The organism is Roseivirga seohaensis subsp. aquiponti (genome assembly GCF_001267955.1).
Lineage (GTDB): Bacteria > Bacteroidota > Bacteroidia > Cytophagales > Cyclobacteriaceae > Roseivirga > Roseivirga seohaensis.
The window spans coordinates 204155-221821 of the sequence record NZ_JSVA01000007.1 but is presented as its reverse complement, the minus strand read 5'-3'; the positions used below and the strand labels follow the sequence as shown (position 1 = coordinate 221821).

28 protein-coding genes are annotated in these 17667 nt (G+C 39.0%); 26 read left to right on the top strand and 2 right to left on the bottom strand.

What is annotated here, in order from left to right; all coding sequences use genetic code 11:
* From rpmC to OB69_RS06545, 25 genes are all read left to right on the top strand, one after another.
* Entirely contained in the window at positions 1-195 is a 195-nt protein-coding gene (rpmC, locus tag OB69_RS06660; protein WP_053222925.1) for a 50S ribosomal protein L29, read from the top strand.
* 7 nt (positions 196-202) lie between these two features.
* Positions 203-460 carry a 30S ribosomal protein S17 gene (gene rpsQ / locus OB69_RS06655; protein ID WP_053222924.1) on the top strand — a complete coding sequence of 86 codons (258 nt, stop codon included), beginning with the start codon at positions 203-205 and terminating at the stop codon, positions 458-460.
* A gap of 2 nt (positions 461-462) precedes the next feature.
* Positions 463-831, top strand: a complete 369-nt coding sequence (gene rplN, locus OB69_RS06650; RefSeq protein WP_053222923.1) for a 50S ribosomal protein L14 — start codon at positions 463-465, stop codon at positions 829-831.
* 3 nt (positions 832-834) lie between these two features.
* The gene (rplX, locus tag OB69_RS06645; protein WP_053222922.1) at positions 835-1167 is read left to right on the top strand and encodes a 50S ribosomal protein L24; all 333 of its coding nucleotides are present in this window, start codon (positions 835-837) and stop codon (positions 1165-1167) included.
* A 5-nt stretch (positions 1168-1172) separates the two neighbouring features.
* Positions 1173-1727 carry a 50S ribosomal protein L5 gene (gene rplE / locus OB69_RS06640; protein WP_053222921.1) on the top strand — a complete coding sequence of 185 codons (555 nt, stop codon included), beginning with the start codon at positions 1173-1175 and terminating at the stop codon, positions 1725-1727.
* A gap of 4 nt (positions 1728-1731) precedes the next feature.
* Entirely contained in the window at positions 1732-2001 is a 270-nt protein-coding gene (gene rpsN / locus OB69_RS06635) for a 30S ribosomal protein S14 (protein ID WP_053222920.1), read from the top strand.
* Positions 2002-2155: 154 nt separating this feature from the next.
* Entirely contained in the window at positions 2156-2551 is a 396-nt protein-coding gene (gene rpsH / locus OB69_RS06630; protein WP_053222919.1) for a 30S ribosomal protein S8, read from the top strand.
* An 11-nt stretch (positions 2552-2562) separates the two neighbouring features.
* Positions 2563-3117, top strand: a complete 555-nt coding sequence (rplF, locus tag OB69_RS06625; RefSeq protein ID WP_053222918.1) for a 50S ribosomal protein L6 — start codon at positions 2563-2565, stop codon at positions 3115-3117.
* Between the two features lie 8 nt (positions 3118-3125).
* Positions 3126-3473 carry a 50S ribosomal protein L18 gene (rplR, locus tag OB69_RS06620; protein ID WP_053222917.1) on the top strand — a complete coding sequence of 116 codons (348 nt, stop codon included), beginning with the start codon at positions 3126-3128 and terminating at the stop codon, positions 3471-3473.
* Positions 3474-3478: 5 nt separating this feature from the next.
* The gene (rpsE, locus tag OB69_RS06615; protein ID WP_053222916.1) at positions 3479-3997 is read left to right on the top strand and encodes a 30S ribosomal protein S5; all 519 of its coding nucleotides are present in this window, start codon (positions 3479-3481) and stop codon (positions 3995-3997) included.
* Between the two features lie 5 nt (positions 3998-4002).
* A complete protein-coding gene (rpmD, locus tag OB69_RS06610; RefSeq protein ID WP_053222915.1) occupies positions 4003-4182 on the top strand; it encodes a 50S ribosomal protein L30 in 180 nt (59 codons plus the stop codon).
* A gap of 1 nt (position 4183) precedes the next feature.
* Complete coding sequence (gene rplO / locus OB69_RS06605; RefSeq protein WP_053222914.1) at positions 4184-4630, top strand: 50S ribosomal protein L15; 447 nt, start codon at positions 4184-4186, stop codon at positions 4628-4630.
* Between the two features lie 6 nt (positions 4631-4636).
* Positions 4637-5965 carry a preprotein translocase subunit SecY gene (gene secY / locus OB69_RS06600; protein ID WP_053222913.1) on the top strand — a complete coding sequence of 443 codons (1329 nt, stop codon included), beginning with the start codon at positions 4637-4639 and terminating at the stop codon, positions 5963-5965.
* Position 5966: 1 nt separating this feature from the next.
* The gene (gene map / locus OB69_RS06595; RefSeq protein WP_053222912.1) at positions 5967-6740 is read left to right on the top strand and encodes a type I methionyl aminopeptidase; all 774 of its coding nucleotides are present in this window, start codon (positions 5967-5969) and stop codon (positions 6738-6740) included.
* A 1-nt stretch (position 6741) separates the two neighbouring features.
* On the top strand, positions 6742-6960 hold the full coding sequence (gene infA / locus OB69_RS06590; RefSeq protein WP_053222911.1) for a translation initiation factor IF-1: 219 nt from the start codon (positions 6742-6744) through the stop codon (positions 6958-6960).
* A 6-nt stretch (positions 6961-6966) separates the two neighbouring features.
* On the top strand, positions 6967-7083 hold the full coding sequence (gene ykgO, locus OB69_RS18440) for a type B 50S ribosomal protein L36 (protein WP_082338105.1): 117 nt from the start codon (positions 6967-6969) through the stop codon (positions 7081-7083).
* A gap of 2 nt (positions 7084-7085) precedes the next feature.
* A complete protein-coding gene (rpsM, locus tag OB69_RS06585; RefSeq protein ID WP_053222910.1) occupies positions 7086-7463 on the top strand; it encodes a 30S ribosomal protein S13 in 378 nt (125 codons plus the stop codon).
* 39 nt (positions 7464-7502) lie between these two features.
* Positions 7503-7895, top strand: a complete 393-nt coding sequence (gene rpsK / locus OB69_RS06580) for a 30S ribosomal protein S11 (RefSeq protein ID WP_053222909.1) — start codon at positions 7503-7505, stop codon at positions 7893-7895.
* A gap of 18 nt (positions 7896-7913) precedes the next feature.
* Positions 7914-8519 carry a 30S ribosomal protein S4 gene (gene rpsD / locus OB69_RS06575; protein ID WP_053222908.1) on the top strand — a complete coding sequence of 202 codons (606 nt, stop codon included), beginning with the start codon at positions 7914-7916 and terminating at the stop codon, positions 8517-8519.
* Between the two features lie 30 nt (positions 8520-8549).
* Entirely contained in the window at positions 8550-9539 is a 990-nt protein-coding gene (locus OB69_RS06570) for a DNA-directed RNA polymerase subunit alpha (RefSeq protein ID WP_053222907.1), read from the top strand.
* A gap of 6 nt (positions 9540-9545) precedes the next feature.
* Positions 9546-10118, top strand: coding sequence for a 50S ribosomal protein L17 (gene rplQ / locus OB69_RS06565; RefSeq protein ID WP_053222906.1), 573 nt, complete (start codon positions 9546-9548; stop codon positions 10116-10118).
* A gap of 111 nt (positions 10119-10229) precedes the next feature.
* Positions 10230-11342 carry a glutamine-hydrolyzing carbamoyl-phosphate synthase small subunit gene (gene carA / locus OB69_RS06560; RefSeq protein ID WP_053222905.1) on the top strand — a complete coding sequence of 371 codons (1113 nt, stop codon included), beginning with the start codon at positions 10230-10232 and terminating at the stop codon, positions 11340-11342.
* Between the two features lie 5 nt (positions 11343-11347).
* Complete coding sequence (gene eno, locus OB69_RS06555) at positions 11348-12637, top strand: phosphopyruvate hydratase (protein WP_053222904.1); 1290 nt, start codon at positions 11348-11350, stop codon at positions 12635-12637.
* A 147-nt stretch (positions 12638-12784) separates the two neighbouring features.
* Entirely contained in the window at positions 12785-13084 is a 300-nt protein-coding gene (locus OB69_RS06550; protein ID WP_053222903.1) for an FtsB family cell division protein, read from the top strand.
* Positions 13085-13144: 60 nt separating this feature from the next.
* Positions 13145-13720, top strand: coding sequence for a hypothetical protein (locus tag OB69_RS06545; protein ID WP_053222902.1), 576 nt, complete (start codon positions 13145-13147; stop codon positions 13718-13720).
* Positions 13721-13847: 127 nt separating this feature from the next.
* Here OB69_RS06545 and OB69_RS06540 read toward each other — a convergent pair whose 3' ends face one another.
* On the bottom strand, positions 13848-14921 hold the full coding sequence (locus OB69_RS06540; protein WP_053222901.1) for an Ldh family oxidoreductase: 1074 nt from the start codon (positions 14919-14921) through the stop codon (positions 13848-13850).
* An 11-nt stretch (positions 14922-14932) separates the two neighbouring features.
* Positions 14933-15889 carry a Ppx/GppA phosphatase family protein gene (locus OB69_RS06535; RefSeq protein WP_053222980.1) on the bottom strand — a complete coding sequence of 319 codons (957 nt, stop codon included), beginning with the start codon at positions 15887-15889 and terminating at the stop codon, positions 14933-14935.
* A 134-nt stretch (positions 15890-16023) separates the two neighbouring features.
* On the opposite strand from OB69_RS06535, the gene OB69_RS06530 reads away from it, so the two are divergent.
* Complete coding sequence (locus OB69_RS06530; protein ID WP_053222900.1) at positions 16024-17604, top strand: acyl-CoA carboxylase subunit beta; 1581 nt, start codon at positions 16024-16026, stop codon at positions 17602-17604.
* Positions 17605-17667: the final 63 nt, after the last annotated feature.

The window sequence follows — 17667 nt, the reverse complement described above, 5'->3', positions numbered from 1 at the left end:
ATGAAAAATCAAGAGATCAAAGCACTTACCGTTGAGGAATTGGCGGAAAGAATTAAGGCCGAGACAGATAACATTGGCAAATTGAAATTTGCCCAAGCCATCTCTCCAATAGAAAACCCAATGAAAATCAGGGATTCTAGAAAGTTGATAGCTAGACTAAAAACTGAGTTGAGAGCTAAAGAACTCGCAAATTAAGATACGCATGGAGACCAGAAATCTTAGAAAAGAAAGAATCGGGATAGTAACCAGCAACAAAATGGAAAAAACCATTACTGTAGCCGTGTTACGTAAAGAAAAGCACCCGATCTACGGTAAGTTTGTTAAGAAAACTACCAAATTTTCTGCTCATGACGAAACTAATGATTGTGGTATCGGTGATACTGTGAAAATCATGGAAACTCGTCCGCTGAGTAAGAATAAGCGTTGGAGATTAGTAGAAATTATTGAAAGAGCTAAGTAATCATGATCAGGCAAGAATCAAGATTGAACGTTGCAGATAACAGTGGAGCAAAAGAAGTTCTATGTATTCGCGTATTAGGCGGTACAAAAAAGAAATTCGCGACTGTTGGCGATAAAATTGTGGTCTCTGTGAAAGCGGCTCACTCTTCAAGCAATTTGAAAAAAGGTACTGTTACAAAAGCAGTAATTGTTAGAACCAAGAAAGCCGTAAGAAGGAAAGATGGTTCTTATATCAGATTCGAAGACAATGCTGCTGTATTACTGAACCAGAACGATGAACCAAGAGGTACTCGTATGTTTGGCCCGGTGGCTAGAGAATTGCGTGAAAAACAATTCATGAAAATTGTTTCATTGGCACCAGAAGTATTGTAAGCAATGGAAAGAAAGAAAAACAAGCAGCAAAAACTGCATTTGAGAAAAGGAGATACTGTGAAAGTACTTTCTGGAAACTCAAAAGGTAAAGAAGGACAAGTCCTTGAAGTTTTCATCGCAAAGCAGAGAGCAATTGTTGAAGGCGTTAATATTGTATCAAAACATACTAAGCCTTCTGCTACTAACCCTAACGGGGGAATTGAAAAAACAGAAGCTCCAATTCATGTTTCAAACCTTATGGTAAAGGATCCAGCTACTGGTCAATTTGCTAGAACAGGTAGAAAAGTGAACAGCGAAGGAAAATTAGAAAGGTATTTTAAGACTAAGTCAAATTAATTATAATGGCTAATCCTAGATTAAAAGATACTTATATCAATGATATAACTCCTGCAATGATGAAGAGGTTTGAATATACCTCCATTATGCAGGTGCCTAAAATCACTAAAATTGTGGTTAACAAAGGTATAGGAGCTGCAGTTGCAGACAAAAAATTAGTTGACGTAGGAGTAGAAGAACTTACTACCATTACTGGTCAGAAAGCTGTTGCTACAATTGCTAAGAATTCAATTTCAAACTTTAAGTTAAGAGAAGGGATGCCTATTGGTGCCCGCGTAACTTTGAGAGGAGATAGAATGTTCGAATTCCTTGATAGACTTTTGAATATCGCTTTACCACGTGTAAGGGATTTCAGAGGTGTAAAAGATAAAGGATTTGATGGAAGAGGTAATTACACTTTAGGTATCAAAGAACAAATCATTTTCCCTGAAATTTCCATCGATAAAGTGAATAAAATCACGGGTATGGATATCACTATTGTTACTACTGCAAATTCTGATGAAGAAGCATTCGAGTTGTTGAAAGCATTTGGAATGCCTTTCGCAACTGGTAAAAAATAATACTATGGCTAGAGAATCGATAAAAGCTAGAGAAAGAAAAAGAGAACGTCTTGTTGCTAAGTACGCTCAAAAAAGAGCAGAGCTTAAAGCTGCTGGTGACTGGGAAGGTTTGGATAAATTACCTAGAAACGCATCTCCAGTAAGACTACACAACAGATGTAAACTTACTGGTCGTCCTAAAGGATATATGAGGAAATTTGGTATTTCTCGTGTTACATTTAGAGAAATGGCTTCTGCAGGTAAAATACCTGGAGTAACAAAATCAAGCTGGTAAGCTTTTTTTTATTTCGCTAATAAAATATTTTCAATACCTTTGCAGGCCGATTTAGGTCGGGAGGTATTAATTTTAAATAGAATTCCAATTCTGGGTGATATCGCCAGATTGGAGACGGATTTTTGAAAAATCGAGCCGTCATAAACAAAAAACAATGACTGATCCAATAGCAGATTATTTAACACGATTACGTAATGCCATAAAGGCAAAGCATAGAGTCGTAGACATTCCTGCTTCTAACTTGAAGAAGCAGCTGACAAGTGTATTACACGAAAAAGGATACATTTTAAACTATAAGTTTGAAGATGAAGGTCCACAGGGTAATATCAAAATCGCTCTAAAATATAATAGAGTTTCAAAAAAGTCAGCTATCGAGAAATTACTCCGTGTGAGTAAGCCAGGCTTAAGAAAATATGTTGGTGCAGAGGAATTACCTAGAGTTTTAAATGGCTTAGGTATAGCTATCATCTCTACATCAAAGGGAATTATGACCGATAAAGAAGCGAGAAATCTTCATATCGGTGGTGAAGTTTTATGTCACGTATACTAAGATAAGAAGAGATGTCACGAATTGGTAAGAAACCGATTGATCTACCTCAAGGAGTATCTGTAGACGTAACCGCAGACAATGTGGTTACTGTTAAAGGACCTAAAGGAGAGCTGAAACAGGCAGTAAATCCTGATATAAAAGTAACCGTTGATGGTGCTGTTCTTATGGTTGAAAGACCAACTGAACAAAAAAGGCACAAGTCACTACACGGTTTATACCGCTCATTAATCAATAACATGGTTGTTGGTGTAAGTGAGGGTTACAAGAGAGATTTAGAATTAGTAGGTGTAGGTTATAAAGCGACCGTTACTAATAACGTGTTAGAGCTAAGCCTAGGTTACTCACATAATATCTTTGTTGCTGTTCCTGATGAGATTAAGGCGAGTGCCGAAATGTTGAAAGGAAAGAACCCTACAGTTTCTTTAGAAGGAATTGATAAAGAATTGATTGGTCAAGTGGCTGCTAAGATTAAGTCATTAAGAAAATCAGAACCTTATAAAGGTAAAGGTATCAAGTTCGTTGGTGAGGTAATCAGAAGAAAAGCTGGTAAAACTGCTTCTAAATAAGAGTAATCATGGCTGTTAGTAAAAGTAGACTAAGAATAAAAAGAGGAATTAGAAATAAGATTTCTGGAACTTCTGAAAGACCGAGAATTTCAGTTTTCAAAAGTAATTCACGTATATCTGCCCAAATTATCGATGATTCAAAAGGGCATACGCTAGTATCAGCTTCTTCTGTTGAATTTGATAGTAAGAAGAAAAATACCAACATAGAATTATCTAAAGAAGTTGGGAAAAAATTGGCTGAAAAGGCAATAGCAGAAGGTATCACCAGTGTGGTTTTCGACCGTAATGGTTATGTATACCATGGTAAAGTACAAGCATTGGCAGAAGGAGCTAGAGAAGGCGGTCTTAAATTTTAATCAGGATGTCACAGAAAAATATAAAATCAGTAAAAGCAAGTGAGATCGACCTTAAAGAAAAGGTAGTTGCGATCAAGCGTGTGGCTAAGGTAGTTAAAGGTGGTAGAAGATTTAGTTTCTCTGCAATCGTTGTAGTTGGTGACGGAAATGGTGTTGTTGGATACGGTTTAGGAAAAGCTAATGAGGTTACTGACGCGATAACTAAAGGTATTGATGATGCAAAAAAGAACTTGGTAAAAGTTCCTTTGTTGAAAGGTACTGTGCCTCACGAGTCAATCGGTAAATTTGGTGGTGGTTTCGTATTAGTGAAGCCAGCAGCTGAAGGTACTGGTGTGATTGCAGGTGGTGCGATGCGTGCCGTATTTGAAAGTGCGGGTTATCACAATGTTTTGGCCAAATCTAAAGGTTCTTCAAACCCTCACAACGTAGTAAAGGCTACATTTGATGCTCTTTTGAGCATGAGAGATGCTTATACTGTTGCTGAACAAAGAGGAATCACGATGTCTAAAGTTTTTAACGGATAATAAGAATGGCAAAGGTTCAAATTACACAGGTTAAGAGCACAATCGACAGACCTGAAAGACAAAAGAGAACAATCCAGGCTTTAGGCCTTGGTAAAATCAACAGAACAGTAGAGGTAGAGTTAACTGCATCTATTGCTGGTATGATTAATAAGGTAAATCATTTAGTATCTGTAAAGGAACTGTAAGATGGATTTGAATAGTTTAAGGCCTGCAGAAGGTTCTACGAAAAATAGAAAAAGAATAGCTAGAGGTACAGGTTCTGGTCGTGGCGGAACGTCAACACGTGGTCACAAAGGGGCTAAATCTAGATCTGGATATAAAAGCAAAGGCGGTTTTGAAGGCGGTCAAATGCCATTACAAAGACGTGTGCCTAAGTTTGGTTTTACTAACCCTAACAGAGTTGAATACAAGGCGTTAAACCTTGATTCGCTTCAAGAGTTAGCAACAAAATTAAATGCTGACACCATTGATTTCAACACTTTGATGGAGAATGGTTTTGCTCAGAAGAATGATCTAGTTAAGATTTTAGGTAGAGGCGAATTAACCTCTAAAGTGAATGTATCGGCCCATAAATTTTCTAGTTCTGCTCAAGCAGCAATCGAAAAAGTAGGCGGAACCGTTACAAAGCTTTAATATAAGATGAAGAAGTTTTTTACTACCATACGAAATATATACTCCATTGAGGAATTGAGAAATAGGATCCTAGCTACGCTGGGATTCTTGATCGTTTTCAGACTTGGATCTTTTGTTGTTTTACCTGGTGTAGACGTTGCTAAATTAACCGATGATGCGGGTGGGATATTTGGTATCCTTAACTCATTGTTAGGAGGTTCATTTAGTAGAGCATCTATATTCGGTTTAGGTATTATGCCTTATATCTCAGCTTCAATTGTAATTCAATTGATGACTGTGGCGGTACCTAGCTTCCAGAAAATGCAGAAAGAGGGTGAATCTGGTAGGAAGAAACTTACTCAAATCACTAGAGTTTTAACAATTCTAGTAACTCTTGCTCAAAGCTTTGGATATATAAAAGCGACTATTATTTCTCAAGATGCTGTTTTACCAAGCATTGACCCTTCTCTTTTCATGATCAGTTCAATGATCTTGTTAACTGCAGGTACAATGTTCTGTATGTGGTTAGGAGAGAAGATTACCGATAAAGGAATTGGCAATGGTATTTCTATGCTAATTATGATCGGTATCATTTCAAGTTTACCTGGAGCAGCATGGATGGAGTTTGTAACTACAAATGGTATAGGTAGAGCATTGTTCTCTGTGATTGAAGTAATTGTTTTGTTCTTTGTTGTAATTGTTACAGTAGCTTTGGTTCAAGCAACCAGAAGAATTCCTGTACAATATGCAAAGCAAGTAGTAGGTGGAAAGGTATATGGTGGCCAACGTCAGTTTATTCCTTTAAAGGTGAATGCCTCTGGTGTAATGCCCATCATCTTTGCTCAAGCATTAATGATTCTTCCAAGTTTATTGGCAGGGATATGGCAAGACAGTAGCGATATTGCTAACTCGATTGGAGCAGCGTTTAGTAACCCATACTCATGGCAGTATAATGTTACCTTTGCTATATTAATCATAGCATTTACATTCTTCTACACTGCCATTACGGTAAATCCATCTAACATGGCAGATGACCTTAAAAGAAGCGGTGGTTTTATCCCAGGTATTAAGCCAGGAAGACCAACCTCTGAATTTATAGGAGATGTTTTAGATAGAATTACGCTTCCTGGATCAATATTCTTAGCGATAATCGCTATCCTTCCAACTTTTGCATACAATGCAGGTGTAGGGCAGCAGTTCGCTTACTTCTACGGAGGTACCTCACTTTTAATTATGGTGGGTGTGATTTTAGATACTTTACAACAAATAGAAAGTTATTTGTTGATGCGACACTACGAAGGAATGATGAAGTCAGGCAAGATGCGTGGCCGATCTCAGAACGTAGCTGTAGCATAATATGATTCATTACAAGACTGAAGAGGAAATTCAGATAATCCGAGAGAGTGCCGATATTCTTGGCAGAGCTCACGGAGAAGTAGCTAAACAAGTTAGAGCTGGTGTTAAAACCCGAGACTTGGATAAGATTGCTGAAGAATATATTCGTGATCACAATGCGGAAGCATCGTTCAAAGGCTACAATGGATTTCCTTCTACCCTGTGTATTTCTGTGAACGAAAATGTAGTTCATGGATTTCCAGGAGAATACGAATTGAAAGACGGTGATATAATCTCTATAGATTGTGGAGTCTTCTACAAAGGTTTTCATAGCGATTCCGCTTATACATACCCCGTAGGAGAAGTTTCCCCAGAGACATTGGCACTGCTTAGAGCAACGAAAGAGTCGTTGTATATAGGTATTGAACAAGCCAAGTATGGCAATCGGTTAGGCGATGTAAGTGCATCTATCCAAAAATACGTTGAAGACAGGGGCTACACTGTAGTACGAGAACTTGTTGGGCACGGATTAGGAAGAAGCTTACACGAATCACCTGAAGTTCCTAACTACGGTAAACGTGGTCGAGGAGTTAAATTACAGGAGGGTTTGGTAATAGCCATTGAGCCGATGGTCAATTTGGGTACAAGGAATATAGTTCAGGAGAATGATGGTTGGACCATCAGAACCAGAGATAGAAAGCCTTCAGCCCATTTTGAGCATACTGTGGCGATATTCAAAGACAGAACAGAAGTGTTAACAACACATAAGTATATAGAAGAAGTTTTTAAATTTTAGTATGGCAAAACAAGGATCTATTGAACAGGACGGTACTATTCTAGAAGCATTACCAAATGCAATGTTTAGAGTGGAACTTGATAATGGACACACCGTAACTGCTCATATTTCTGGTAAAATGCGAATGCACTATATCAGAATATTACCAGGTGACAAAGTGAAAATGGAGATGTCGCCATACGATTTAAGCAAAGCAAGAATTACTTACAGATATAAATAAGAAATCATGAAAGTGAAAGCATCTATCAAGAAGCGTAGTGCTGATTGTAAGCTGATCCGTAGGAATGGAAAGTTATACGTGATAAACAAAAAGAATCCTAGATTCAAACAAAGACAAGGGTAATTATGGCTAGAATTTCAGGAGTAGATATTCCGGATCACAAGAGGTCAGAGATAGGTTTGACCTATATTTTCGGAATTGGTCGCAGCTCGGCTGTTTACATTTTAGGTAAAGCCGGTATCGATGTGAACAAGAAGATTGGTGATTTAGATGACGAGGAGCAAAAAGCAATTCGTACCATCATCAGTGAAGAGTTCAAAGTAGAAGGAGTTTTAAAATCAGAGGTTCAATTGAGCATTAAGCGTCTGATGGATATTGGTTGTTACCGTGGTTTGCGACACAGAAAAGGTCTTCCTGTTCGTGGTCAGCATACTAAAAACAACTCACGTACCCGAAAAGGTAAGAGAAAGACTGTTGCGAACAAGAAAAAAGCAACCAAGTAATTTGAATTAATGGCCGCTAGGTCTGAAAATATTTGAAGAATGGCTCAGAAGAGAAAAGATAAAGCTAAAAAGCGAGTAGTTCAGGTTGAAGCTATTGGACAAGCCCACATTAAGGCTTCTTTCAATAACATCATCATATCAATCACTAACCTACAAGGTCAAGTGATTTCTTGGGCATCTGCTGGTAAAATGGGTTTTAAGGGTTCTAAAAAGAACACTCCTTATGCAGCCCAAATGGCAGCCCAAAATTGCGCTCAAACTGCCTACGATTTGGGTTTGAGAAAAGTTGAGGTATTTGTTAAAGGACCAGGCTCAGGAAGAGAGTCTGCTATTAGATCACTCCAAAATACTGGTATCGAAGTAACGATGATTAAAGACGTTACTCCATTGCCACACAACGGATGTCGTCCTCCAAAACGTAGAAGAGTTTAATCCAGAAATTAGAAAGTAATGGCAAGATATACAGGTCCTAAGGCCAAAATTGCGAGAAGATTTAACGATCCTATCTTTGGTCATAGCAAAGCATTGCAAAAGAAAGCTTACCCTCCTGGTCAACACGGAAGAGGTAGAAGAAAAAAACAATCTGAATATGCTATCCAGTTAATGGAGAAGCAAAAAGCAAAATACACTTATGGTGTATTGGAGCGTCAGTTTGCTAACACGTTCGATCGTGCATCAAGAAAATCAGGTATTACAGGTGAAATCCTTTTACAAATGTTGGAGGCAAGACTTGATAATACAGTATATAGAATGGGTATTGCTCCTACAAGAAGAGGTGCAAGACAATTAGTTTCTCACAAACACATCACCGTGAATGGAGAACTAGTTAACATCCCATCTTATGTAGTTCAACCAGGTGATGTAGTAGGAGTAAGAGAGAAATCTAAATCTCTAGAGGCCATCACCGACAGTTTAGCTAACAATTCAGCACAAAAATATCCATGGATTGAGTGGAATAAAGCTGAAATGAACGGTAAGATGATTGCTCTACCTATGAGGGACGAAATTCCTGAAAAAATCAATGAGCAGCTTATTGTCGAGCTTTACTCTAAATAATCTATTTAAGAACTTAAACGATCTAATCATATGTCAATACTCGCATTTCAAATCCCTGAAAAGGTGGTGATGGAAAAGGCGGACGACTTTCACGGTCTGTTCACATTTAAACCGCTTGAAAAAGGATACGGGGTTACAATCGGTAATGCATTAAGAAGAATTCTTCTTTCTTCATTAGAAGGTTACGCTATCACAGGTATTAAAATCCCTGGTGTTTTGCATGAATTCTCAACGATTGAGGGTGTTGTAGAAGACGTAGCGGAAATCATTCTAAATTTAAAGAAGGTTCGTTTCAAGAAAATCTCCGACACTGTTGATAATAAAATTACTGTAATTATTGAAGGTCAGGATAAGTTTGCTGCTGGTGATATTGGAAAATTCACTGGTGCTTTCGAAATCCTTAACCCAGATGAAGTAGTGTGTCACCTTGATAGTTCGGTAAAGTTCGAAATTGAGCTTTCTATCGATAAGGGTAGAGGTTACGTTCCTGCTGAAGAGAACAGACCTTCTGAGCAATTATTCGGATACATTCCAATTGACGCTATTTATACGCCAATCAAAAACGTAAAATTCAGTGTAGAAAACACTAGGGTTGAACAAAAAACTGACTATGAAATGTTGGTTTTGGATATTCAAACTGACGGTTCTATTCACCCTGAGAACGCTTTGAAAGGTGCAGCCCATATCTTAATTCAACACTTCATGCTATTCTCTGATCAGAATATGATCTTGGAAACAGGTTCTCTAGATGAACCAGAGCAAGTAGATGAAGAAATGCTTCATATGCGTAAGTTGTTAAAAACTCAACTGAACGATCTTGATCTTTCAGTAAGAGCTTACAACTGTCTTAAAGCTGCTGATGTAAGAACATTAGGCGACTTAGCAAGACTTGAAATTTCTGATATGATGAAATTCAGAAACTTCGGTAAAAAGTCTTTGGCTGAATTGGAGCAACTAATAGCTGATAAGAACCTTACTTTCGGTATGGACTTATCAAAATATAAACTTGACGAGGAATAAAGTAAGATGAGACACGGGAAGAAATTTAATCACCTGAGTAGAAAGGCACCGCATAGAAAAGCAATGCTTTCTAACATGGCTTCTTCTTTGATCGCGCACAAGAGAATTTCAACTACTGTAGCGAAGGCAAAGGAGCTTAGGAAATATGTTGAGCCTCTTATTACAAAAGCTAAGACTGATACTACTCACTCAAGAAGAGTTGTATTCTCTTATCTTCAAAATAAGGAAACGGTAACAACACTTTTCAACGAGATCGCAGAAAAGGTAGCAGACAGACCTGGAGGGTACACTAGAATTATCAAAACTGGAAACAGATTAGGTGATAATGCTGATATGTGTATCATTGAATTAGTAGACTACAACGAATTACTACTTAAAGAAGCAACTCCTGCTAAGAAGAGCAGAAGAAGCAGAAGAGGTGGTAAGAAAGATGACGCTACTACTGAAGCTACTCCGGCAGCAAAAGCACCTAAGGCAGCAAAAGAAGAAGCTGTAGCGGCACCAGCTGCTGAAACTGAAGAAACTCCTGAAGCTAAAGCTGAAGAAGCGAAAGAAGATGATAAGAAAGACGGGGAATAATTCTACTTTCTTAAAAATATAGAATAAGGGATTGAGCTAATTTGTTCAATCCCTTTTTTATTTACTTTTGTATCGCATTGAAGAATTGAATTTGCGCACGAATCTATAAATATGTCCACAACGAATAATATCAACAGTAAAAGAAAAGCCATTCTTCTTTTAGCAGATGGAAGCCGCTACGAAGGTACTGCCATTGGTAAAATAGGTATTGCCGGAGGCGAAATTTGCTTCAATACAGGAATGACAGGTTACCAAGAAATTTATACCGATCCATCTTACTATGGTCAGATTGTAGTAAATACTACTTCTCACATTGGTAATTATGGTGTAGAAGATGACGAGCAAGAGTCCGATTCTCCAAAAATTAGAGGGTTAGTAGTCAATGACTTTTCAAATGACTACAGCCGTAAAACAGCAGACGGTTCACTTCAAGACTATTTAGAGAAAAATAATATAGTTGGAATTTCTGATGTAGATACCCGCCTTTTGGTAAGGTATATCAGAGATAAAGGTGCTATGAATGCTATTATTTGTTCGGAAGATCTTTCTGATGATGAATTAAAAGCAAAAGTAGCCGAGATTCCTTCCATGGATGGCTTAGAATTGTCTTCTTATGTAAGCACTAAAGAACCTTACTTTGTAGGAGATGAAAATGCTGATATCAAAATCGCAGTACTCGACATCGGAGTAAAGACGAGTATTTTGAAACATTTGGCAAGTAGAGGTGCCTATTTAAAGGTTTTTAATGCCAAAACCACTTTTGAAGAAATGAGCGAGTGGAACCCTGATGGATACTTTTTGTCAAATGGGCCTGGAGACCCCGCTGCAATGCCTTATGCTGTTGAAACTGCACAGAAAATAATGGAAGAAGATAAACCACTTTTTGGCATTTGTCTTGGTCATCAAGTGATTGCCCTGGCCTGTGGTGCAACTACATTTAAAATGCACAATGGACATAGAGGCTTGAATCACCCTGTTAAAAACTTGATTTCAGGTAAAAGCGAAATCACCTCTCAGAACCATGGCTTCGCAGTAGATTTAACTACGCTAAAGGAAGCCGGAAGTATGGAGTTAACCCATATCAACCTGAATGACGATACTGTTGCAGGTTTACAAGTAAAAGGAAAGAAAACATTTTCAGTGCAATACCACCCAGAGTCTTCACCTGGGCCGCATGATTCACGCTATTTATTCGATCAATTTATTAACCTTATCAAATCATAATATCAATGAGTTTAATTGAAAGTATCCACGCAAGACAAATTCTTGACTCGAGAGGAAATCCTACCATTGAAGTAGATGTAATTACTGAAAACGGTGTTTTAGGCCGTGCTGCAGTTCCATCTGGAGCTTCAACTGGAGCACATGAAGCTGTTGAGTTAAGAGATGGAGATAAAGACGTGTACCTTGGTAAGGGAGTCTTGAAAGCTGTGGAAAATGTAAATGACACCATTGCTGCCGAATTAATTGGCTTTTCTGTTTTCGAGCAAAATTTGCTCGATAAGATTATGATTGAGGTAGACGGAACAGAAAATAAAAGTAACCTAGGTGCGAATGCTATTTTGGGTGTTTCTTTGGCTATTGCTAGGGCAGCTGCGGCTGAACTTGGTCTTCCGCTTTACCGTTACGTGGGTGGCGTTAATGCAAATACGCTTCCTGTTCCTATGATGAACATTATTAACGGAGGCTCTCACGCAGATAATTCTATCGACTTTCAAGAATTCATGATTATGCCTGTTGGGGCTAAGAGCTTTACTGAGGCAATTCAAATGGGAGCTGAGGTGTTCCATCACTTAAAGAAAGTACTTTCTTCACGTGGTCTTTCTACTAACGTAGGCGATGAAGGTGGCTTTGCTCCAAATTTAGCATCTGATGATGAAGCGCTTGAAGTGATTTCAGAAGCGGTTAAAAATGCAGGCTATAAAGTAGGCGAAGATTTCGTTTACGCGCTAGATGTGGCATCTTCTGAATTCTATTTGAAAGATGAAAAAGTATATCATTTTAAAGATTCTACAGGGAATAAAATGACGCCAGTCGAAATGGCTGATTACCTTGCTTCACTCTGCGAAAAATATCCAATCATGTCGATTGAAGATGGTATGTTCGAAGACGATTGGGAAGGCTGGAAAGCCCTAACTGATAAAATTGGTAGCAAAGTGCAGTTAGTGGGAGATGATTTGTTCGTAACGAACGTGAAGCGTTTACAAAAAGGGATTGATGGTGGTATTGCCAATTCAATCTTGATTAAGGTAAACCAAATAGGTACTTTGACTGAGACAATTGAGGCGGTAAGCTTAGCCAACAGAAATGGCTATACTGCTGTAATGTCACACAGATCTGGCGAAACAGAAGACAATACTATTGCAGACTTAGCAGTAGCACTGAACACTGGTCAAATCAAAACTGGATCAGCTTCGCGCTCAGACAGAATGTCGAAATACAACCAATTGCTTAGAATTGAAGAGGAATTGGGAGAAGTGGCTAAATATCCTGGAAAGGATTTCAGAAAGGTTTACTAAGTCGAATAATACTTAATAGTTAAAAGGCTTCATCCTTTACAGAATGAAGCCTTTTTGCTTTATATGCATTATAAAGCCTATCATATGAGTTAACAGTAAATCGTCATACTTTTGATTTTGTGCTAAAAAGTTAGTTACTTTTGTATTATGAAGGCTTTCACCAAGGTTCCTCGCTTCGCAAAGAGTTTTTACTTCCTCTTCGGAACGTTTTTTATTATTTGGATGCTGTTTGTAGACTCAAATGACATCGTGACTCAGATTAGGCTGAAGTCGAAACTAAGTAATCTTGAAAAACAGAAAGAATACTACCTAGAGAAAAAAGTAGAAGTACTTAAGAATAAAGAAGAGTTGACGACTAATCAGGAGTTACTTGAGAAGTTCGCAAGAGAAAAGTACTTAATGAAGAAACCATCTGAAGATCTTTTCGTCATAGTAACGGAAGACTAAATCAAGAAAAAAATATGCATACCAAGTCCTCTTTTTGAGGACTTTTTCGTTATCAGAACTATGAGAAAACTATTCACCCTTGTCGCCTTATTTTTTATAAGTTTTTCAAGCCTTCAGGCTCAGATTTACTTCGAGGAAGAACCTCAAGAAGCGGATTCTGTTAGTTTTATGGATCGGGTTTATTTTGGAGGAAATTTTTCATTCAACCTCGGTACCAACTTTACTTATATAGATGTTTCACCGCTAGCCGGTTATATGATTACTCAGGACTTTTCTGCGGGTTTAGGTGCCACATATCTTTATCTTTCCCGTAAGTACACTCTTCTACCTTCACGTGACGAATTTAAAGTGAGTAGTAGTGTATATGGAGGGCGTACTTTTCTTAGACATAATATTTTCGACACCTATTTTGCTCATTTGGAATTTGAGACTTTGAATGTTGAATTTGCCCCAGATCCTTTTAGTGAAGCTACGAATCGGGAATGGGTTCCTGGCTTATTTATTGGTGGCGGTGCATTTCAACCTATTTTTGGAAAGGGCGGAGTAAATATTACGGTACTATATAACCTGCTTCATGATGACCTTAGGTCTCCTTACGGAAGTGCATTGGTAATACGAGGCGGAATTACTTTTTGATCTAAGCTTGATTTCAAATCTGGAAAAACCCTCCAAAAGTTGATGTAATTAGATCATCAGTGGTAATTCACTTTGTTTAAAGTCTAAATAGGAACTTTTGGAGGGCTCTCTTAATCTACTCTGGTTTTTAGAAATCAATCCCAAATTTCTTACCTACTTCTTTCAAATCATCTACCACAGGTTGAAGTAGTGGAATTCCTTGCGCCATTCTTATTTTCTCCATTTCGCGTTCTGGGTCACCGGGAATAAGCACAGGCTGTTCTGAATCTACCGGAGTTGAGCTTCTAAATCGCTGAATCCAATTGTCCATATGCTCTTTAAATTCTGATGCAGGGCGGAAAGCATCTACACGCATAGCACCAAAGAAATGGCCTAGGCCTTCGCCAACGGGGTCACTTACCGGATCCATAAAGCTTACAAACGGAGGTGCCCAAGGACCATAATTTGCGCCAGAGAGTACAGCAGAGAAAATATCTACTACCGAACCCATAATATAACCTTTATGGCTTCCGTGTAACCTACTTCCGCCTAAAGGCCGTAAAGCACCACCTTCTTTTACTCCGAAGGCGTTGGTGGTATCTATGCCGTCTTTGTCTTGCACCCAACCCTGAGGTACGGGTTCTCCCTTTCTTTGAAGAATTTCGAGTTTACCATTGGCCGCTGTGGTGGTAGCAAAGTCGCCTACAAAGGGAGGTTCGTTTCCGGCTGGAATTGCAATGGCAATTGGATTGGTACCTAAAAGTCTTTCTTTAGAAAAAGTAGGAGAAACTAAAGGACTGGCATTGGTCATTGAAATGCCAATCATGTCGTTTTGTGCAGCCAATAATGAATGGTAGCCAGCAATGCCATAGTGGTTAGAGTTTTTTACCGAAACCCAGCCTGTTCCTACATTTTTTGCCTTTTCCATGGCTGCTCTCATAGCGAAAGGAGCAACGACTAAACCCAAGCCAGCATCCCCATCAACAACGGCCGTGCTTGGGGTTTCATAAGTTATTTTGATGTTCGGGGTCGCATTAATTCTTCCTTTTTCCCAAAGCCTAACGTAGCCAGTAAGTCGCGCGACCCCATGAGAGTCGATTCCTCTTAAGTCGGCAGAAAGAAGTGTTTCACAAGCCTGGGTAGCATCTGCTTCTGAGCAACCCATTTTAATGAAAACAGAATGAGAAAACTGATATAAATCTTGGTAAGAATAATTCGACATGCTTTTATTTTTTAATTCGGAGTGTTTTTCTCCGAAATCTTAATGTGCGAAAACGAAGTATATAAAAGCCCTTCTTTTAATGCGTAAGCGCAGGCTGTAATATTTTCGGTATTCATGTGTTTTAATACAAACTGTATTAAGCAACTGGCTACAACAATCATATCTACACGCATGGTTACCATGCCAGGTATATGCATTCGCTCTTTCCTGTTCTTGGTAATCAGTTCTTTGTAAATACGGTTGTTTGCTTCTATCGGGAATTGGAAAATCAAGCTATTCGGAGCTCTTTCAATCCCATTCTCTTTCATGTAAATTTCAGAAAGGGTGTCAAAGGTGCCCGAACATCCAATTAAGCCTTGAGGCTTGAACTCTTCAATCGCACTTACTAAGCTAGAAAGTTCAGTTTCGAGCCAAGAACTCATTTCTTCTATACTTTCTTGAGGCATAGGATCGTCCTTATGGAATTTATCTAAAAGCCTTTGCGCTCCAATTTCGAAGCTTTGTTTCCAGAAGATTTCTTCGTTGTTTCCTATGATGAACTCCACACTTCCGCCACCAATATCCATGACCAACTGTGGCGTTTCTGTGAGGTGAAAAGTAGACTTCACTCCATAAAAAATGAGTTCAGCTTCACGGTCACCAGAAATAATTTGAATGTCAATAGAAGTTTTCTCTTTGATCCCATCCAACAGTTGTTGGCCATTTTTAGCCGATCGAATGGCGCTTGTGGCAACTCCCGTAACGATTTTTACCTCGAATTGATCAATAATGGTCTTGAAAACTTGAAGGGTGTGAAGGGCTCTTTTTTTGGCATCAGCTGAGATTCTCCCTTTGCTAATGCCATTCTTGCCAATTTTTACGGCTATTTTCTCGCGGTATAGCGTTTTGACCTCGCGCTTGCTCAACTCCACTATAAATAAGTGGAAGGTATTAGTGCCCAAATCAATAACTGCTATTCTCTCTTTCATGCCCCTCTGCAAAGATGGGCGAATATAAGGCATTCTATTAAAATATGGGTGTTCATCGAAAGGTAATAGATGCCGATTATGTTCTTTTTTTGTACTGACCTGTATATCTTTGGCAAGTATATAAAACCACATCTATGGCTAAGAATACCCCGCTTAAAAAGCATAAGACCAAAGCAGAAAAAATTGAATGGTTAGAGCAGAAAAATGCAGAAGCCTTATTAGGTGGAGGCCAGAAACGGATCGATAGTCAACATAAAAGAGGTAAGCTTACCGCTAGAGAACGTCTTGAACTCTTACTAGATGAAGGAAGCTTTGAAGAAATAGGCAAGTTTGTAGAACACAGAGCTACGGATTTCGGTCTGGAAAAAGAAATCTACTTGGGTGATGGCGTTGTGACGGGGTATGGAACGGTTCATGGCCGTTTAGTATATGTGTATTCACAAGATTTCACCGTGTTTGGAGGTTCGCTTTCTGAAACACATGCCGAAAAGATTGTTAAAATAATGGATTTGGCCATGAAGAACGGTGCGCCTGTGATTGGCCTAAACGATTCTGGTGGGGCTCGAATTCAAGAAGGCGTAGTGTCGCTTGGCGGTTATGCCGATATCTTTTATAGAAACACCTTGGCATCAGGTGTAGTACCTCAAATTTCTGCCATTATGGGCCCATGTGCGGGTGGTGCGGTATATTCGCCAGCCATTACCGATTTTATCTTCATGGTAGAAAACACTTCTTATATGTTTGTTACGGGGCCAAATGTGGTGAAAACTGTAACACAAGAGGAAGTAACTTCTGAAGAATTAGGAGGTGCCAGTACGCACAGTACAAAAAGTGGAGTAACACACTTCGCTTCCGCCAATGAGGTGCAGTGCATTAATGAAATTAAACAACTGCTGTCGTACATCCCGCAGAACTGCGAAGACACGGCTCCAGTATATGAATATGATTTAAATGAAGATGCGGTAAGAACCGTATTAAATGATATTATTCCAGAAAACCCGAATCAGCCTTACGACATGCGTGAGGTAATTGAAGGTTTGGTTGATGAGGATTCTTTCTTCGAAGTCCATAAAAACTACGCAGAGAACATTGTGGTGGGCTTTGCCCGAATTGGTGGAAGAAGTATTGGTATTGTAGGAAACCAGCCGGCTTCTATGGCTGGGGTTTTAGATATTGATGCGAGTGTAAAAGGTGCGCGATTTGTACGTTTCTGTGATTGTTTCAATGTGCCTTTGTTGGTGTTAGAGGATGTACCAGGCTTCTTGCCAGGCACAGACCAAGAATGGAATGCTATTATCACCAATGGAGCCAAGTTGTTGTATGCTTTCTCTGAAGCTACAGTGCCAAGAATTACCGTAATCACCAGAAAGGCTTACGGTGGGGCCTATGATGTAATGAACTCAAAACACATTGGGGCAGATATGAACTATGCTTGGCCTTCGGCTGAAATTGCTGTAATGGGAGCTAAGGGTGCTGCAGAAATCATTTTCAAAAGAGAAATTGCTGCTGCCGATGATCCAGAGGCCAAACTCGAAGAGAAAGTAGACGAATACACCGAGAAATTTGCCAACCCTTATCGTGCTGCACGAAGAGGTTATGTGGATGAAGTTATTCTACCGCAAGACACCCGTAAGAAACTTATTAGGGCCTTTACCATGTTGGAGAACAAGGTGGCTACGCTACCAAAAAAGAAACACGGGAACATTCCTTTGTAAGAAGGAATTCTCTGTACCGAATTAAATTATAGAACTGGCCTTGGCCAGTTTTTTAGCATTTAG

Coding starts and splice junctions, on each gene's coding strand:
- rpmC (WP_053222925.1), top strand. CDS start 1: ATGAAAAATCAAGAGATCAAAGCACTTACCGTTGAGGAATTGGCGGAA.
- rpsQ (WP_053222924.1), top strand. CDS start 203: ATGGAGACCAGAAATCTTAGAAAAGAAAGAATCGGGATAGTAACCAGC.
- rplN (WP_053222923.1), top strand. CDS start 463: ATGATCAGGCAAGAATCAAGATTGAACGTTGCAGATAACAGTGGAGCA.
- rplX (WP_053222922.1), top strand. CDS start 835: ATGGAAAGAAAGAAAAACAAGCAGCAAAAACTGCATTTGAGAAAAGGA.
- rplE (WP_053222921.1), top strand. CDS start 1,173: ATGGCTAATCCTAGATTAAAAGATACTTATATCAATGATATAACTCCT.
- rpsN (WP_053222920.1), top strand. CDS start 1,732: ATGGCTAGAGAATCGATAAAAGCTAGAGAAAGAAAAAGAGAACGTCTT.
- rpsH (WP_053222919.1), top strand. CDS start 2,156: ATGACTGATCCAATAGCAGATTATTTAACACGATTACGTAATGCCATA.
- rplF (WP_053222918.1), top strand. CDS start 2,563: ATGTCACGAATTGGTAAGAAACCGATTGATCTACCTCAAGGAGTATCT.
- rplR (WP_053222917.1), top strand. CDS start 3,126: ATGGCTGTTAGTAAAAGTAGACTAAGAATAAAAAGAGGAATTAGAAAT.
- rpsE (WP_053222916.1), top strand. CDS start 3,479: ATGTCACAGAAAAATATAAAATCAGTAAAAGCAAGTGAGATCGACCTT.
- rpmD (WP_053222915.1), top strand. CDS start 4,003: ATGGCAAAGGTTCAAATTACACAGGTTAAGAGCACAATCGACAGACCT.
- rplO (WP_053222914.1), top strand. CDS start 4,184: ATGGATTTGAATAGTTTAAGGCCTGCAGAAGGTTCTACGAAAAATAGA.
- secY (WP_053222913.1), top strand. CDS start 4,637: ATGAAGAAGTTTTTTACTACCATACGAAATATATACTCCATTGAGGAA.
- map (WP_053222912.1), top strand. CDS start 5,967: ATGATTCATTACAAGACTGAAGAGGAAATTCAGATAATCCGAGAGAGT.
- infA (WP_053222911.1), top strand. CDS start 6,742: ATGGCAAAACAAGGATCTATTGAACAGGACGGTACTATTCTAGAAGCA.
- ykgO (WP_082338105.1), top strand. CDS start 6,967: ATGAAAGTGAAAGCATCTATCAAGAAGCGTAGTGCTGATTGTAAGCTG.
- rpsM (WP_053222910.1), top strand. CDS start 7,086: ATGGCTAGAATTTCAGGAGTAGATATTCCGGATCACAAGAGGTCAGAG.
- rpsK (WP_053222909.1), top strand. CDS start 7,503: ATGGCTCAGAAGAGAAAAGATAAAGCTAAAAAGCGAGTAGTTCAGGTT.
- rpsD (WP_053222908.1), top strand. CDS start 7,914: ATGGCAAGATATACAGGTCCTAAGGCCAAAATTGCGAGAAGATTTAAC.
- OB69_RS06570 (WP_053222907.1), top strand. CDS start 8,550: ATGTCAATACTCGCATTTCAAATCCCTGAAAAGGTGGTGATGGAAAAG.
- rplQ (WP_053222906.1), top strand. CDS start 9,546: ATGAGACACGGGAAGAAATTTAATCACCTGAGTAGAAAGGCACCGCAT.
- carA (WP_053222905.1), top strand. CDS start 10,230: ATGTCCACAACGAATAATATCAACAGTAAAAGAAAAGCCATTCTTCTT.
- eno (WP_053222904.1), top strand. CDS start 11,348: ATGAGTTTAATTGAAAGTATCCACGCAAGACAAATTCTTGACTCGAGA.
- OB69_RS06550 (WP_053222903.1), top strand. CDS start 12,785: ATGAAGGCTTTCACCAAGGTTCCTCGCTTCGCAAAGAGTTTTTACTTC.
- OB69_RS06545 (WP_053222902.1), top strand. CDS start 13,145: ATGAGAAAACTATTCACCCTTGTCGCCTTATTTTTTATAAGTTTTTCA.
- OB69_RS06540 (WP_053222901.1), bottom strand. CDS start 14,921: ATGTCGAATTATTCTTACCAAGATTTATATCAGTTTTCTCATTCTGTT.
- OB69_RS06535 (WP_053222980.1), bottom strand. CDS start 15,889: ATGAAAGAGAGAATAGCAGTTATTGATTTGGGCACTAATACCTTCCAC.
- OB69_RS06530 (WP_053222900.1), top strand. CDS start 16,024: ATGGCTAAGAATACCCCGCTTAAAAAGCATAAGACCAAAGCAGAAAAA.